Consider the following 16,398-nt stretch of genomic DNA (forward strand, 5'->3'; position numbering starts at 1 on the left):
AAAGCCGTCATTCAATCTCGCTTACTAGCCCTTAAAGTAACCGATAAGTAAAATATCTGATTGCATTTTGATTATATTGAGCGCAAGTGTAAAATAGGCATTTAAATCATAGACTTTCGTGACGCTCATGGGCTTTAGAGTTAAAAAGGTAAGGAATCACGTTCTCTGGGACAAGGAAAATGACGATCGTAATGCGTTTACGGTTATCATCGGAAATAATGGCTGTGGCAAAACAGAGCTTTTGATTGATACGTGCAACAAGTACCACAGTTATTACACTAGTGCCTTGCTTGATAAGGATACCCATGTCGCATCTGCTGTTCACTATCTCAGAGAAGACTTTTCACCACACAATTGGAAAACAGTGGAGCGTGAGTATGGACACCGTTTACCTAGAAAACTGATTGCAGCCTCCACTAGCCAGTTTGAAAAATTTAAAGCTAATTGGAGCGTTCGAAATGATCTAGTGCCGTCAGGTTTCTACGCATATATCGGCTCTAAACCTTATATGCCATCGTTGTCTCCATCGACGCGTATTGCATCAAAAGCCATTCAACAGTTGTTAGGGGCAGAGTATTTCGAAGAACGTAAGCACAAGGCTCTGGTCGGGTTTTTATCGAAGTTCGATTTTGGTCAAAAGTTGCTCCTGAAATTCGAACTCACATTCCCTAACGAAGATCTGGAGAATATCCAAAATCAGTCATTAACTGAACCTGAAACTCAGTTGATTTTGAAAAATGCCTATATCGAACACGATGAAATGGAGTTGGTTGAATTACTGGGTTACTGCGAAAGAATTATAGAGGCTCCTGCATTTGCATTAACCGTGGGCAATCAAAACCTTAATCTCATCCATCTGAAGGGCTCTGAACAAAAGCCTTTCTCTAAGCTCATCATTTCAAGAATGCTCAGAGCAGGATTGATTACTCTTTCAAGCATACAAACGATGAAAGATAAATCGCTGATAAACGACCAATCTACTGTAAATATCGAAAGTTCCGCTATCTCGTCTTTATCAAAGCGTAGTTCTGGTGAACAATGCTTGTTCCTGCTGTTTATGGGTATTATATCGTCCATCGAAGACAATGCGCTGATCTGCATCGACGAACCTGAAATTAGTCTCCATCCCCAATGGCAGGAACGCTTCGTTGATATATTAAGTGAATCGTTTTCAAGCTATCGTGGCTGTCACTTCCTTATCGCAACACACTCACCGCTTATTGTATCTGACATAAGCGCAAAGAATTGCTGTGTGTACGATATGGCAACGAATACATTGGTGGATGCGGCGCCATATGGTGAACGTTCCTCGGACTATCAGCTGGCAACGCTATTTCACAACCCTGGAAACAACAACGAGTATCTCTTAAGCCAAGTTATAGAGGTGCTGGATGACATTTGTCAGTCAAAGGAAATTGCATCTGAGACAAAGACTAAGGCGCATTGGTTATTAAGTTATGAACCTCGTTTGCCTGATGGAGATAAGGTAAAACGCTTACTATCCATTTTAGAGCAGACGTTAGAGGCATTTTCCAAATGATAAAGCCCTACGAATTGAGCGAAGAAGAGTCACAAATCGTTAAGAGCGTCCAATGTGATGACCTCTCCCCTCAGCAAAAGTGGGACGACTGCCGCGTGACGACAATGAAATCGAATATCAAGAAGCATTATATAGCTGAACAAGATAAAACCTGTGCCTATTGTCAGGTAAATATGCACACAACTCACGGTATGGTGTGGGACACAGAACACATCATCGATAAAGACAGCTCACCGCAATGGATGTTCAAGCCATTAAACCTCTGTGTTTCGTGTAAAGATTGCAATGGAGCGAAAGGCACACGAGCAGTCACAAAAAGTAAGTCGTACAAGAAGTTTCCGAGCAAGAGTGCAAATTATCGAATTATTCATCCTCATTTTGATAATTATGATGAGCACATTGAGGTTGCAGTGCCAGGCGCGACCTACCGATATATAACAGAGAAAGGGCGATACACCATCGAGGTTTGTGGACTACTTCGTTATCACCAAACTGTCGGAAGAAAAAAAGTTGACCTTGGTCTTCAAGCGGTTCTACTTGCTGCAGCGAATAATCAAAGCCCTGAGATGTTACAGTACGCCATGGAAGAAATCGCAAGAAGACAAGCGGCGGTATCTCAAAGTACTGGTAGCAGTACCTAAAGCCTACAAGTTGCGTTTCAGTTGTTCGGCAGTACTTTGCATTCCTTCTTTGTGATTGAACTGACCACCTCCCTCCGCTTTTTATACTAAAAAGTGATCTCAGGTGGTTTTGCTATACCTGAGCTAATTTATGACTTACTAAATTAGTAAAACCGCCAACGCATTTTTGTCCAGAAACTGCATAGATACGAACCTCATAGACAATTTGGATAGCATAAGACGCTATCACTACGTTATTACTTAAAATCAGGCTGGAATCACTTACCTCACATAACCTACCTGTTAAGTTCTTAATAAGCATACCTAAACCCAGAGCTTTGTTCATAACTTTTGAATTTGCCGTTACTTCACTCTCCCGCCATAAGCAACATCAGTATTACTTAAAGTAAACTCTCTTATTATAAGTCTTTCTTCTGGCTCAGTGCTGCAATAAGTTTCTTTCTTTCGCTCTCTGTCATTTCATAGATCATGCACGCCAGTTCAGCAGAGCTTTCATCTTCACAGAAGAAATAATTGAGCGGCACACCAAGCTCATCGGCGATTAGCTTTAAGGTTTGAACATCTGGGGCGTGCTTGCCTTTCTCGTATTGATTCATTCGAGGGCTTGCTGAACTTGCATCCATACCTATGCTTTCTCCCAGGGATTTTTGAGAGAACTTTGCTTTTTTTCGAGCTTGTTTGAGTCGCTCTGGGATTGGGTTTTTAAATGACACTTAGATTTCATTTCTCTGATCTCAAGTTAACTAAGATTTTCTTAGTTTTATGGATTTCTGTATACTAAGCAATCCTTAGTTTTTGGTTGGTGTAATTTTGGAAATGAAACGGGCTCGAAGAATTAGTGCTGTCATGCACAAGTTATTGATAGAAAATGGGTTAGATGGATTCACCGTGCTAGAAGCGAGAGATTTGTGGCTATCCCTTGATAATGTGGACTCCAATTCTGCCGAAGCTCACAAAAAGGTGTACCGAGCAATTTTTCACTTTGAAAAGAAAAGTTGGTTGCGAAGTGAGGGCTCAGGCCGGAAAAAACGCTACTTTCAAACGCAACAATTTAAAGAGTTACATAACAATGTAACAACGAATAACCAAGCGGATATGAAGCCTAAAGTACCCATTCAAAACTATTCCATTTTAAGCAATGAACGTAACGAATATAAGGGCGAATTGGAAATAATACTTGGGGAGATTGACGAGTATCAGTCGATCGTATCTCGATTTCCTGAGCTAGAGAATAAACTGGCCCCTTTGCATCAAGAGGCTAAAGAGCGCGCCGCTTTATTGCTCGGAAAAGTGAACGTTTTAACAAAGGTTCTTAATACTCTCTATGAAGGAAATGAACAGTGTTAAGGAAGTGGCAAAGTGAATGCTCTGACAGAGCGTTGAAAAAATATCAATCCAACTGCTCCCATTTCTTTTGCCAAGCTACACCTGGAGCAGGTAAGACAGTGCTTGCCGCTAATATTGCGTCAAGGTTGTTACAAAGTGACATGGTAGACCTTGTATTGTGCTTCTCACCATCGTTGACGGTTTCTGATGGTATAAAAAGAACCTTTTCGTCGAGACTTAAGTGTACGTTTAATGGTGGCATGGGATCTGTCGGGCAATCTTTAACATACCAATCTATCCAATTCCTCAATGATAAGGCAAGATCATTATAAATTTGAACTTTTCCTAATTTAAGGGATCAGATCTGGTAACTATTATCCATTTAGAGTCTTTTCCATGTCTGATTCGTTTCTAGAGCATTTCGAAAACATCGTTGACCCTCGCATTGAACGATGTAAAAAACACCAACTCTTAGATATTCTTTTACTTGCTATTAGTGCGGTGATTTCTGGCGCGGAGGGCTGGGAGGACATCGAAGATTTCGGCCATAATCGTTTAGATTGGCTTCGTAAATACCGTCCATTCCTCAATGGCATCCCTCGTCACGATACAATTGCAAGAGTTATCACCAAACTCAGAGCAGATGAGATTGAGCAAGCGTTTCAGTCGTGGATGAAGACGCTAGTTCAAACGACAGGCACTGATATCATTGCCGTAGATGGCAAAACAGCACGCCACTCTTTCGATACTCGCGGAAGAAAAAATCCGCTTCATTCGGTGAGTGCGTGGAGTTGCTCCAACCAACTTGTTTTAGGTCAGGCCGCCGTTGACGATAAAAGCAATGAAATAACCGCTATTCCTAAATTGTTAACCTTACTTGATATAGAGAACTGCATCATCACACTCGATGCGATGGGTTGTCAGCGCAAGATTGCCAAACAAATAGTTCAAAGCAAAGCGGACTATGTCTTGGCCCTAAAAGGGAATCACTCAACGATGCAGGCAGAGCTAGAAGCTTGGTGGCATAAGGCGTGTCGAGAGCAATTCACCGAGAAGAACTATGCTCAACACACGGATGTAGACGCAGGACATGGTCGAATCGAGACGCGACACTGTGAGCACCTTGTGGTTGATAAAGAATGGCTGACTAAACAATATCAGTGGGAGGGACTTAGAAGCATTATTAAAATCACTTCTGAGGTCGAGCACTCCATAACATGCAAGGTTAGCAAAGAGACTCGTTGGTATATCAGTTCACTGGAATTAGATGCAGAACAAGCACTTAAAGCTGTCCGTGGTCATTGGCAAGTAGAGAGTATGCACTGGATGTTAGACATGACCTTCAGAGAAGATGAATGCCGAATTAGAAAAGGAAATGGTGCGTTGGCTTTTAATGCGTTAAGGAAAATAGCCCTCAACTTGTTTAAGTTTGATACAACCCAAAAAGATGAGTATGGCTCGAAAGAAAAAGAATGCAGCACTGAATGATGAATACCGCTCAGTGCTTTTAGAGTCTGCGGTTAAAATGCGCTAGCCTTATCCTCAATGACGAATTTTGGCAAACATTGCGGAATCACAGGGTCTTTGTTGTCTTTGATGAAATACACCATTGCTCTGGCTCTGAGGTTGAAAATGCGAACATTTGGGGGCAGCAAGTTCTCACTAAGATTCAAGGGCTTGCTACTTTTACCCTCGCACTTTCAGGTACACCGTGGCGTTCAGACTCTTTACCCATTGTGATGGGTGAGTACAGCGACCCAGACGGACAGCTTCTTGTCGATTACCAATACACTCTTAAACAAGCTATAGCTGATGGTGTTTGTAGAACGCCCAAAATCGTCTTGGTTGATAATGAACACTTGTCTGTTAGTAGTAGAGAAAAAGTCGAATCCTTTTCATCAATATTAGAGATGCTTAAACAGACAAAAGCATCCTACCAGAGTGTTATTCACAACCAAGAGGCGATGGAATATCTACTCGGTTTAGGATGTGAGCAGCTAGAAAAAGTACGTCTCAGATCACCCAATGCCGGTGGGCTGATTGTTGCAGCTTCGGTTCAACATGCGCAAACAATCAAAGAGATACTATCTCAAAAGTTTGGGCAAACCGTTTCTATCGTCACTTATCGACATGAAGAGCCGCTAGCAGAAATAGAGCGTTATCGACAAAGCGACGCACAATGGATTGTTAGTGTAGGTATGATCAGTGAGGGTACTGATATTCCGCGCCTTCAAGTATGTTGCCATATGAGTTCAGTCAAAACTGAATTGTATTTCAGGCAGGTGCTCGGACGAATACTTCGTGTGAATAATACAATAAACCAACAAGCGTGGTTATTCACTTTTGCAGAGCAAAGCCTGATTGAGTTTTCTGAAAGGATTGAACAGGATATTCCTGAGTCTCGTCTCTATGTAAGTATGGGGAAACCTATCGAAACAGAGTTCTCTGGTCGACGAAATAGCTTAAGTGTCGCGCCTCCGCTTGAGCCCCAAAACAGCGCGAGAACAACAGTATCTTGGGAAAGCAGTACAGAAAGTTCAAATAGTCTCTATGGAGCATTAGGAATGTTTGATGAGCTTCGACTTGGGGCATTTAAGCAGAGAGTGATCTCGGCTTTCTCTTCCATGTAATTGAAGAAACCATAGGCTACATTTTCACTAAAGGCACATTGGGGAGGCCAGAATGAATTACTTTGCAGAGGACCCCTTCTAGGTAATGTAAACCTGGAGGGCAAATGAAACAGCTAAAACAGCAGTACCGAGAGCGCATTAAATACCAGCGCCAACACCTTTTGGATCTTTATCCGAGCGTTCGTAGTGGAACCCACAAGCACTTTTCTACCAAGCAGGAAAAGAGCTATTACTTTCTTCATAAGATTGAGTGCAGAGAGTACCCAGTTAAGCTGCGCGCCACGCGAGGAAGAGCATTAGCTAACCCATGGGACGACTACCCGTCTTATGTGTATGGCCTAGCAAAAAGTTGGAAGTATAACTCGAAGCGCCAAAACCAATACTACCGATAACCCATCAAAGCTCTCAATTCTGGAGAGCTTTTTTATGCGATGTGCTCTCTCAACTCGAAGCCTAATTATTAGTAATACCATAGTGTTATTAGGTTTAAGTTATTGACTTTAATTACTAATCCTTTGTAGTTTACGCGGGTGCTTCTTAAGTGATTACCCACATCGCAAGTTGCGATGCGCAGGTTGCGATGTGAAGTTAAAACCACCTGAAATATTGCTTTCTGTAAGAAGGGGCATACGTGCTTCTGATTAACACACTATAGGGGCAGACTATTGTGTTGACTGCGCGAAGCGACACACTTTTGCCCCTAAACGTTTAGAGCATAAGAAACTATCAATAGATTAATTTGTGTGTAAGCCTGTTGCACCAGTTTTTTTAGTCCCAGATACGACAAAGCCACAGGCAATGCCTATGGCTTTGTAAACAGCTACAGAATGTTTGTCATTCAAAACGAAGAGGGAACACATTCTGTGTGCAGCGTCGGGTGTTTTATCACCAAAGTATATGGAAGGGAAAGCACCTAGACTTATCATATGTCCTCGGTGGTCTGCTTTGCAATTAAGCCAAGTTCAATTCGATACAATTACTTCTGGCCAGACAGTAAATAGTACATCCAAGAAAAAGCAGGGATACCCGAGGCTCTCAACGTTAGTTTAAAGCTAAGAACTGTATGTGGCAAGCTTGCTTCTGCCCCTTTCCTACTTAGAGTTGTTGCTCTTCACTAAACAAGCACGATCATATTGACCAACATTTTCTAATGTAAGATGGTGATAGATTATTGGTTTGACTTAGATTCTTGGATAGCGTTTTATGAAAAGGAAAGAACAGTTAAAAGTGCTAGCGGCTAATTGCGGTACTACATCTCAATGCCCTTACTGTAACTACGAGCTAGAGAGAGCACCTAAACGTAAAGCGAAGTGTAAATCTTGTAAGAAGCCCATTTACCCTAGAAAAGAACCATTGTCTGGTGATCAACGCCTCTATCGTGAGGGCGATTTGTTTCTGTTGGAAGAACTGAAAGCGCTAGCAGATGGTTGGTGGTATGACTGGTATGAAGCTAATAAGGGCGTATTAAATGCACGTAAAAATTTAGCAAAAGAATGGAATGTTGATGAAGTCAATGTGCCAATTGCAGATGCTAGATGGAGAGAGTCTCATACTGACCTAGCTGAAGCGACCGAAAAGCAAGATTGGGATCTAGTCTATTCGACCTATGAGTCTATGCTGAGGCAAGTGCAAAGAGAGAAAAGTCAAGAAAAAACACCTTTGGAAGAGTTGGTGGCTGGGCTTTTGGTCACTGGCTATGGGCGTGAGCGATCTATTAACGGTTACTTATTGGAGCATAGAATCGGCAGGCCGCAATACATGTTGATTGACCAGCTAACTACTGATCCAAGCGAAGTTTATGAATTGGTTAAAGGTACTAATACAGCAAAGACCTATTGTTCATTGTTGAATGTGTCGTTAGATACGGTGATTAACCGTTACAAAGATGAACTCAAAGAAGATGATGAGATAAGAAATAGCTTAGAACAAAAAGGAACCCCTTCAAGTGATAGAAACATCGCATCCACTTTAAATGCTGTGGAGACGCCAGCTAAGGAGTCCAAGAAAAACAATACCGCCTCAAAGCTACCAATATTACTTCTCATAGTGGCAGTAGTAATCGTGATTTATATGAACACATAATTGTCCCACTCCGATTTTACACAACAGAACGCAGCTAAACCCCGCCAGAAAATAGCCCAATTACTACGAATAGCAGGATGCGCAACACCGATGTACGGAATCTTCCAATTCCTAGTAAAACGGTGTTTTCAACCAGTAATTTTCGTTTGAATTGTTATGCCAATCCTTTGGAGGGGGCGCTCAGAGTACGGAGAGAAATGTTTAATGAGTCAAATACTAAAAAGATAACGTCAAATTCAGCAAGGCACGGTCGTTTTTTAGCATATTTTGTCTCTCCAACGCTTACGGCTCAACAGTTACAGTACCTTTATAACCAACAGAGCAATATTTGGTAAGACCATCTGGTGATGTTAGCTTCAAACTCTGAGCGTCTAAGAGCAATTCATTAAGATCTGGTAAATCAAGATATCTGTCTTGAAGTTCTTCCTTTGAGCATCGGCCAGTAAAAAAACGAAACTCTTTTTGATAACTCAGCTTAGCGTCTTTCACTGTCAATGAGCGCTCTCTTGGATCATCCGAATACTGAACTAAGCCATAACTAACTCTAGAACCGCTAATTTTTTCAACCAGTCTCGCATAGTCTTTTATTTTCTTCGCTGGCAGTATAACAAAATAGAAACCGAACTCTTGTTGCATTTGCTCCAGCGAGTGTTCAAAGCCATTATGGGGACTAATAACAGCCCATGATTGCATCCAAGAATCATATTGCTCGTCAGCAGGATAAACTAGAACACTTTTCAGTTGATTGTAGTCAATATCAGAGCCATCTGGCTTTCGGAACTTTGGCTTATCTCCGCCAAGTTTATGATCCCAATACGATAGGCACGATTCATTTCTATCGCCTCTACCAACATCTTCACATGTACGATAATAGTGAGGTGTACGAAACAAACTCATTCCACGTTTAAAGCTCAAATAGTGTTCTTTTTGACTAAAGAACTTGATTAATGCAAAGGCACTCTGTGAATCACTATTGTGCATATCTCTTTTCATCAAGTTCCCTCTCTAGTCATTAATATTATCAGATTTGATTTTGTTAGGATTGTTTCGAGCATACTCAACACCATATAGGTTGATAATATGAGTGTCTGGATGTCTGCCGAGTTTGACTTCTTTTACAAGTTTACTGCGAGAGACTGCCCCTCTCCCAACAACTGTGTATGAGCTGTTTCCACCTTTAGATCCGCCGCCGTTACCCTTGATGCTTGAGCCTTTAGCCATTTTATAATCCCTATACAAATGAACACAGATGCATTATAACTATCTTGTTGCAATGTGACAACAGTCACAGATTGTAGTGGAGAAGTGTGCTTTAAAAACAGAAGAGTATCTCCTGCTCGATAAGGGTAAATGTAAATTCTTAGATGAGTAAGATACTGCATACTTTGCGGCAAATTCCGTATAAGGTGAATCTATCACTACAGCCTAAGGATGGAAGGAATTGCCCAGAACCAATCAAAAATGCAACTGGTCGAGACGGTAGCATTTGCTTTTTGGGATACTAGAAGTCATGCGCAGGCAGGGAATCACTTTCCTCTGCTAAATTGGAAATGTCCAAAAGCGAGTTACGGAGGCTCTTATACGAGTGTTATACCGATGGTCAAGGAAAATCATATATGCCTAGCGAGTAGTGAGCTGTGCGAGCGTCAGGAGTGGCTTTATTATTTTACTTTACCATCATTCCCCTAAATACCCTTTTAGCAGGGTGATGGTTTCACGCAGTGAGGCCATCGCCTTACAAAGCCTTCTGGAAAGAAATTTTATAGAGCAGTCGTTTTTAATTTGCTACTATTTTTGTAAAGAATAATGGAGGTAATTTTGAACAGAATTCATCCATTAAAGCACTAGGTTTACAAATCTTTCTATTTTCGTAAAGGAAAGTCTAGATAGAAAGGCCTTGTGAGCCCTTGTATACTTGGAAACTCACTCACTCACTCACTAAGTAAGATTATTTTTTAGTGAATATAATTGGAGTTCAAAGAGAAAACGGACGTCTAGGCTCATAAGCTGTTAGCCCTAAGCGAAAGAAGCTAACAAGCCTATTGGCCAAAAAAGCACCGCGTTTATCCTGCGGCATAAAACAGAATTACAAAAACGTATACATAATTAAAGCTAGGAGCAAATCATGTCAAACGGTCGTATTTTACACACCATGCTACGCGTTGGTGATCTAGACAAGTCTATCGAGTTCTACACCAATGTAATGGGCATGCAGCTATTACGTAAGAACGAAAACAAAGAGTACGAATACACACTGGCTTTCGTTGGCTTTGGTGACGAATCTCAAGGTGCTGTGATTGAGCTGACTTACAACTGGGGCACGACTGAATATGACCTTGGCTCAGCTTTTGGTCACGTTGCTATCGGTGTTGATGACATCTACACAACGTGTGATGCGATTAAAGCAGCAGGCGGTAATGTGACACGTGAAGCTGGCCCGGTTAAAGGCGGCTCTACTCACATCGCATTCGTTAAAGATCCTGACGGTTACATGATTGAGCTTATTCAGAACAAACAAGCAAGTGCCGGTCTAGAAGGTTAATTCCTCAACCTCTTTGCGAATTTGGGCTTGAACGCCTGATGAAATGAAAAAAGAAGTGAGCACTGTGCTCGCTTCTTTTTTATGTTTCCACGCACGAACAATACCCTTCACCAATTATTATTAACAATCTCACCAATGAAACCTTACATGATAATGATTATCATTTAAATTAAACGCCTATTGATTAGTGAGGTAACACAATGATTAGCGAATGGGAAAAACACACGTTACTTGCCGATACTGCATTGCAGCTCGACGATCCTGTACGAAGTATTCTCCACTATCAGCAAGCATTGAACTTGAGCGAAGAAATCACTGAGCGTACCGATATTCAGGCTGACGAACGCCTACTGATCTCTGCGATCTCTTGCCACAATCTCGCGCAATTCTGGCGATGGGCTGGTGATACCGAATACGAGCTCAAGTATCTTCAATTGGCTTCAGAAAAAGTGCTGACACTGATCCCGCAGTGCCCAAACACTCAATGTTCCAGCTTTATCGATTCTATTGGTTGCTGTAAGAAAGCGCTGATCGATTTCATGAAACGCCATCCCAATCCTAAAATTGCTTCTATGGTAGAAAAGATCGATACCGCGACCAACTGTGAAATGATCGCTCGTTTCCGCTTGAACTAAACGAGTTGCGTTTAGACAATGGCTCCAAATTTTAAAGACAAAAAAGCCCGTCATTACGACGGGCTATCTGATTTCAAAACAAGCAATTATTCTGCTTAAACCTGCGTACGACCTAAAGAGATAACAACGCGTCGGTTCTTGTCTTTACCAATTGGCGAATTGTTGTCTGCAATCGGGCGACGTTTACCATAGCCCTGAACTTGGATACGATCTTCTGGCAAGCCTAAAGATTTGAAGTACTCTCTTAACGATTCCGCTCTGCGCTCTGAAAGGTTTTGGCTAATACCTTTGCTGTCGACAGAATCGGTGTACGTTGCCACCAGCACAAGATCGATGTCTTGGTTATAGCGAACGTAATCGGCGATCTGGCTCAGCCTTTTGCGCGACGACTTGTTCAGCTGATCACTGTTACGGTCATAGTGCAAAATAGTGAAAGAGATATCTTCAAAGCTGTAAGGCAGCAGGTTAGCAACACAGTCACTGAACACATTGTATTTTTCTTGGAATAACACCGACGACAGCGACACTTCGATTCGCTGGTCGCGGCTCTGCCACTCTTGGTAACTGAATGTCGGGTAGCGCCCTTTCTCCAACTCACTCAAGATTCCCCACGCCGTTTGACCGCCAACGTAGCCATCAAATTGTTGGAAGAACTTAATGGTTGTCATGCGATCAGCACTTTCACCCGGACGCCAAGGTGGCGGCATCGAAATCAAGCTGACATTACGCGTAGCACCCATCGGGCGACGCATTTTAAGCTCAAAGTCCAAAATGATTTTTTTACTCGCGCGAGATGAGAACTCAGCATCACCAAAATTTGGGATAGGGTGAACCAAGCGGCATTCGAGTGGCGTGTTGGCCACCATCTCCCACGTTGACTGTTGAGGAGATGCTCCGTAACGCTTTTCTTGTGCCATTACTGGTGACGACATAAGTAGCGAAAATAGCATTGAACCTGTTATGAGTTGTTTCTTCATAAAGTGGAGTATCTCTTAAGCAATTCGTTTAACAATGCAGCCAATTGCCGCATTTTTCTCTCACGTTTAAATATGCAATTATCAAGCCGCAATGGATTAGGTAATTTATGATTTATTGCCCTTCCCTAGTTTTTATCACTGCTATTATCTGCAATAATGCAGCCTTAATCACACTTATTTGGGCTAACATGACTGTAGAAAACGAAGCTCTGACCCTAAAAAAACGCTTTCGTGGCTATTTTCCAGTGGTCATCGACGTGGAAACCGCAGGGTTTAACGCTGAAACCGATGCATTATTAGAAATCTGTGCCATTACGTTAAAAATGGATGAGAACGGAGATCTGCACCCTGCATCAACGCTTCATTTTCACATTGAGCCTTTTGAAGGCGCAAATATAGAGCAGGCAGCATTAGACTTTAACGGAATTAAAGACCCATTTAGCCCATTACGTGGTGCTGTGTCGGAACAAGAAGCCCTTAAAGAAATCTACAAGCTAGTGAGAAAAGAACAAAAAGCTTCAGATTGCAGTCGCGCAATCATGGTTGCTCACAACGCTACATTCGATTTGAACTTCGTTAATGCGGCAAGTGAGCGCTGTAAGCTTAAACGCGTCCCTTTCCATCCATTTGCTACTTTTGACACTGCTGCTCTTAGTGGTCTTGCCTACGGTCAAACCGTTTTGGCTAAAGCTTGCCGCACTGCAGGGATGGAATTTGACAACAAAGAAGCACACTCTGCTTTGTATGATACGCAAAAAACCACAGAGTTATTTTGCGGCATTGTAAACAAATGGAAAGCCCTTGGTGGTTGGCCTCTTGTTGACGAAGAATAAAAAATAGAGTCGGTAAACGTTCACTCGTATTGCCTTCATAAAAAACACAACATCCCGAGAATAATATGAATCCTGTTGTAATTTCAGTTTGCATCATGCTTGTTTTAGCTTTGATGCGCGTAAACGTAGTCGTTGCTCTCACGTTCAGCGCAATTATCGGTGGCGTAGCCTCTGGTATGGGCTTGAACGACGCAGTCGCGGCTTTCGAAAGTGGATTAGGTGGCGGTGCAACTATCGCACTTAGCTACGCTATGCTTGGTACATTCGCTGTTGCTATCTCACGTTCTGGTATCACAGATCTCCTTGCTCAAAGTGTTATCAAACGCATTCACGGCAAAGAGAACAGTGCAGCATCGACTGGTCTTAAATACGGCATCCTTGCGTCGTTGATCTTAGTGACCATGTCTTCACAAAACGTGATTCCTGTACATATCGCCTTCATCCCAATCTTAATCCCACCTCTACTAGGCGTATTCGCAAAAATGAACCTAGACCGTCGTCTAGTTGCGTGTGTGCTTACTTTTGGTCTGATTACGCCTTACATGGTGTTACCGATTGGTTTTGGCGGCATCTTCCTAAACAACATCCTGCTTAAAAATCTTCACGACAATGGTCTTGAAAACGTTGTAGCGAGCCAAGTACCTATGGCAATGTTGTTACCAGCAGCAGGCATGATCTTCGGCCTTCTTACCGCAGTATTCTTTACTTACCGTAAGCCTCGCCAATACAAAGAAACCTCTCACACTGTTGTTTCAACAGAAGTGAAAGAGATCAACAAGAAGCACATCCTAGTTGCAGCGGCTGGTATCGTAGCAGCGCTAACAGTTCAACTGTCGACGGGTTCTATGATCATCGGTGCTCTAGCGGGCTTCATGGTATTTACCTTCGGTGGCGTCATTGCTTGGAAAGAGACACAAGATGTTTTCACCAAGGGCGTTCATATGATGGCAATGATCGGTTTCATCATGATTGCAGCGGCAGGTTTCGCGGCAGTTATGAAGCAAACGGGTGGCGTTGAATCTCTGGTTGAAGCTCTTTCAACTAGCATCGGTGACAATAAACCACTAGCAGCGCTACTTATGCTAGTGGTTGGTCTACTGGTAACAATGGGCATTGGTTCTTCGTTCTCTACGATTCCAATCCTTGCAACTATCTACGTTCCACTAGCAGCAGCATTTGGTTTCTCACCAATGGCAACGATCGCTCTAGTAGGTACAGCAGCAGCACTTGGTGATGCAGGTTCTCCGGCTTCTGACTCAACATTAGGTCCAACGTCTGGTCTAAATGCTGATGGTCAACATGAGCACGTATGGGAAACCGTAGTACCGACGTTCTTGCACTACAACATCCCACTGATCGTATTCGGTTGGATTGCAGCTATGGTTCTGTAGTTAAAGAGTCCTACGCTATCTTTTATAAAGACCGCCTCGTGCGGTCTTTTTTGTATCTGGATTCTTACCTATCTTTTCAAACACGCTAACCTTCTGAACCAACGTCACTTTCTATACATTACCCCGCGCGCATTCATATGCAACTTATGGCTATTCATTGAAATCACTTCTACACTTAAGTGGTTAATAAATAAGCCGCTAATTCATAGAGAATACCAATCACAGTAAGTAAATGCTCAGAAATAGCGCAGGAAAAAGGTTCGAGAACAAGGCAGATTTTTTGGTAAGTAGTTATTCTACAATCAAAAATTCTAACGCAGTTATCGAGCGTTTTAACCAGCTAGGATGATTAGTTGTTTACTACGATTGGGGTAATAAAGTGGCAAGACTCAATACGTCAGAAGGCTACTATATGGATATACTCGCCCGTTCGCGCTATCTCATCATTGATGACAGCAGTGTGATTCAAAGTGCAACACGCGCACTGCTTATCAAGTTAGGCGTACCAAATAACAATGTAATTAGTGCTTCCAATGCACAAAATGCGATTGGGGCTTGCCGCACACATCGGTTCGATATCTTATTGATTGACCACGATTTAGGCTCAGGAAGTAATGGCTTACAACTGCTTGAGTTTTTGCAGCAAAAAGAATTGGTCAAGCCACAAACGATTGTCTTTATCGTCACTGGTAATGACAGCCAAGATACCTTCTTTGGTTATGCTAACTTCGAGCCTGATGGTTACTTGATTAAACCAATACGTGCCGATGACATAATAAAAAGAGTTACGTCGGCACTCTCTCGACAACAATACTTTTCAACATTAGAGCAGGCCTATCTCAAGAACGGACTCAACGCGGTAAAGCCACTCTTTGGACAAGCCCCTGACTCGTCGACATTGAAAGATGCCATCATCTATATGGCGAACATTCTGATAAAAAACCAACACCTCGATGAAGCACAAGCCATGTTGAATGGACTGCTGCAGCTCCATGATTACCAGCCTGCAAAGATCAAGCTCGTTGAAATCCATATCGCCAAACAGCATTATCACGACGCCCTCAGTCAAATAGATGGCTTGATTGAAGACAACCCTCGCAATATCAAGCTACAACAGCTTAAGGTTAAGATCTGCTTAAATACCAGTGACTTCGAGTCAGCTAACACTCTCATTGAGCAAGTGCTCACCGTCAATGGCAGCAACATCGAACTGACCAACACCATGGTTTGGCTTCAATTGCTCGATAACAATGTCGAACAAGCGACTCTGTACCTCAAATCGCTAGCCCAATTAGTCCCGCATTCGATTTGGGACTCAGCAGGTAAGCGAGCCCTTATCTTGTGGGTAGACAGTTTAGCCCTCTCTCAAAAAGAGTTAGTAAACTGGAAGCCAGAAGCCGCTTGGCAAAGGCTCTCTCACTCCGAAAAATCGAATGCGCTTAGTAAACCACTATTGAAGCTTTGCCGTACCTTGCAGCTCATTCAACTTGATCAGCAAGAGGTTGCGAAAGAGCGTATTGAGAGCATCTCAATGAATGAGTTCTCAGACAATGATGTCGAAGCCTTCTTCTTGTTGGCATTGTGTTATCAAACCTTGGGCCTACAAGACAAGCTCGAGCAAATTAAGCGCCAAATTGAGATCCACCTAAAAGCAGACCAAACCAGCCTCGCCCTTTTGCAGCGTATGGCATTACAGCAAGCAGACAATTTTGCATTACCCACACTAACCAAAAAGCCTTTGGCCGCCGTTAGTTGAGCACACAGTCAAACCCAAATGAATACGTAAACGACAGGATGTCTT

At 42.5% G+C, this 16,398-nt stretch carries 14 protein-coding genes and 3 pseudogenes; 13 read left to right on the forward strand and 4 right to left on the reverse strand.

From position 1 onward, the window contains the following. Nucleotides 1-127: 127 nt before the first annotated feature. Both BCU34_RS09025 and BCU34_RS09030 read left to right on the forward strand, forming a co-directional pair. Complete coding sequence (locus BCU34_RS09025) at nucleotides 128-1,540, forward strand: AAA family ATPase (RefSeq protein ID WP_005490777.1); 1,413 nt, start codon at nucleotides 128-130, stop codon at nucleotides 1,538-1,540. Then, a complete protein-coding gene (locus BCU34_RS09030; RefSeq protein ID WP_005477352.1) occupies nucleotides 1,537-2,181 on the forward strand; it encodes a hypothetical protein in 645 nt (214 codons plus the stop codon). Before BCU34_RS09025 ends, BCU34_RS09030 begins: the two co-directional genes overlap by 4 nt. 398 nt (nucleotides 2,182-2,579) lie before the next feature. Here the strand turns inward: BCU34_RS09030 and BCU34_RS09035 are convergent, their stop codons facing one another. After that, nucleotides 2,580-2,894 carry a helix-turn-helix domain-containing protein gene (locus BCU34_RS09035; protein ID WP_102478805.1) on the reverse strand — a complete coding sequence of 105 codons (315 nt, stop codon included), beginning with the start codon at nucleotides 2,892-2,894 and terminating at the stop codon, nucleotides 2,580-2,582. A gap of 103 nt (nucleotides 2,895-2,997) precedes the next feature. Here BCU34_RS09035 and BCU34_RS09040 point away from each other — a divergent pair, with 103 nt between their 5' ends. From BCU34_RS09040 to BCU34_RS09065, 6 genes and pseudogenes are all read left to right on the forward strand, one after another. Further along, nucleotides 2,998-3,528 (forward strand): hypothetical protein, encoded by a 531-nt coding sequence (locus tag BCU34_RS09040; protein WP_061026026.1) that lies wholly within the window; start codon nucleotides 2,998-3,000, stop codon nucleotides 3,526-3,528. Further along, a pseudogene (locus BCU34_RS09045) lies at nucleotides 3,522-3,824 on the forward strand (DEAD/DEAH box helicase family protein); the annotation flags it as partial. The gene BCU34_RS09040 and the pseudogene BCU34_RS09045, both read left to right, overlap by 7 nt. 79 nt (nucleotides 3,825-3,903) lie before the next feature. Continuing rightward, a pseudogene (locus BCU34_RS09050) lies at nucleotides 3,904-5,041 on the forward strand (ISAs1 family transposase). A 7-nt stretch (nucleotides 5,042-5,048) separates the two neighbouring features. After that, a pseudogene (locus tag BCU34_RS09055) lies at nucleotides 5,049-6,137 on the forward strand (DEAD/DEAH box helicase); the annotation flags it as partial. Nucleotides 6,138-6,241: 104 nt separating this feature from the next. Further along, entirely contained in the window at nucleotides 6,242-6,529 is a 288-nt protein-coding gene (locus BCU34_RS09060) for a hypothetical protein (RefSeq protein ID WP_061026029.1), read from the forward strand. A gap of 811 nt (nucleotides 6,530-7,340) precedes the next feature. Continuing rightward, on the forward strand, nucleotides 7,341-8,219 hold the full coding sequence (locus BCU34_RS09065; RefSeq protein ID WP_102478335.1) for a hypothetical protein: 879 nt from the start codon (nucleotides 7,341-7,343) through the stop codon (nucleotides 8,217-8,219). Between the two features lie 282 nt (nucleotides 8,220-8,501). Here BCU34_RS09065 and BCU34_RS09070 read toward each other — a convergent pair whose 3' ends face one another. Further along, entirely contained in the window at nucleotides 8,502-9,212 is a 711-nt protein-coding gene (locus BCU34_RS09070; RefSeq protein ID WP_240698010.1) for a hypothetical protein, read from the reverse strand. A gap of 12 nt (nucleotides 9,213-9,224) precedes the next feature. Next, nucleotides 9,225-9,440, reverse strand: coding sequence for a DUF3892 domain-containing protein (locus BCU34_RS09075; RefSeq protein WP_102478334.1), 216 nt, complete (start codon nucleotides 9,438-9,440; stop codon nucleotides 9,225-9,227). A 904-nt stretch (nucleotides 9,441-10,344) separates the two neighbouring features. Here BCU34_RS09075 and gloA point away from each other — a divergent pair. Next, nucleotides 10,345-10,761: a lactoylglutathione lyase gene (gene gloA, locus BCU34_RS09080; protein WP_004734046.1), complete on the forward strand. Its 417-nt coding sequence runs from the start codon at nucleotides 10,345-10,347 to the stop codon at nucleotides 10,759-10,761. Nucleotides 10,762-10,961: 200 nt separating this feature from the next. Next, nucleotides 10,962-11,396, forward strand: coding sequence for a DUF2753 domain-containing protein (locus BCU34_RS09085; protein WP_102478332.1), 435 nt, complete (start codon nucleotides 10,962-10,964; stop codon nucleotides 11,394-11,396). Between the two features lie 95 nt (nucleotides 11,397-11,491). On the opposite strand, the gene motY is transcribed toward BCU34_RS09085, so the two are convergent. Further along, on the reverse strand, nucleotides 11,492-12,373 hold the full coding sequence (gene motY / locus BCU34_RS09090; protein WP_004734048.1) for a flagellar protein MotY: 882 nt from the start codon (nucleotides 12,371-12,373) through the stop codon (nucleotides 11,492-11,494). A 188-nt stretch (nucleotides 12,374-12,561) separates the two neighbouring features. Between motY and rnt the strand changes: the two genes are divergently transcribed. The 3 genes from rnt to BCU34_RS09105 all read left to right on the forward strand — a co-directional run bounded on the left by rnt (nucleotide 12,562) and on the right by BCU34_RS09105 (nucleotide 16,353). After that, on the forward strand, nucleotides 12,562-13,206 hold the full coding sequence (gene rnt, locus BCU34_RS09095; RefSeq protein WP_017061178.1) for a ribonuclease T: 645 nt from the start codon (nucleotides 12,562-12,564) through the stop codon (nucleotides 13,204-13,206). Between the two features lie 65 nt (nucleotides 13,207-13,271). Beyond that, on the forward strand, nucleotides 13,272-14,597 hold the full coding sequence (locus BCU34_RS09100) for a Na+/H+ antiporter family protein (protein WP_048659751.1): 1,326 nt from the start codon (nucleotides 13,272-13,274) through the stop codon (nucleotides 14,595-14,597). A 412-nt stretch (nucleotides 14,598-15,009) separates the two neighbouring features. Beyond that, entirely contained in the window at nucleotides 15,010-16,353 is a 1,344-nt protein-coding gene (locus BCU34_RS09105) for a response regulator (protein ID WP_240698009.1), read from the forward strand. The last annotated feature ends 45 nt before the right edge of the window (nucleotides 16,354-16,398 follow it).

Source organism: Vibrio sp. 10N.286.45.E10, assembly GCF_002874195.2.
In the GTDB taxonomy this organism is placed as follows: Bacteria; Pseudomonadota; Gammaproteobacteria; order Enterobacterales; family Vibrionaceae; genus Vibrio; species Vibrio crassostreae.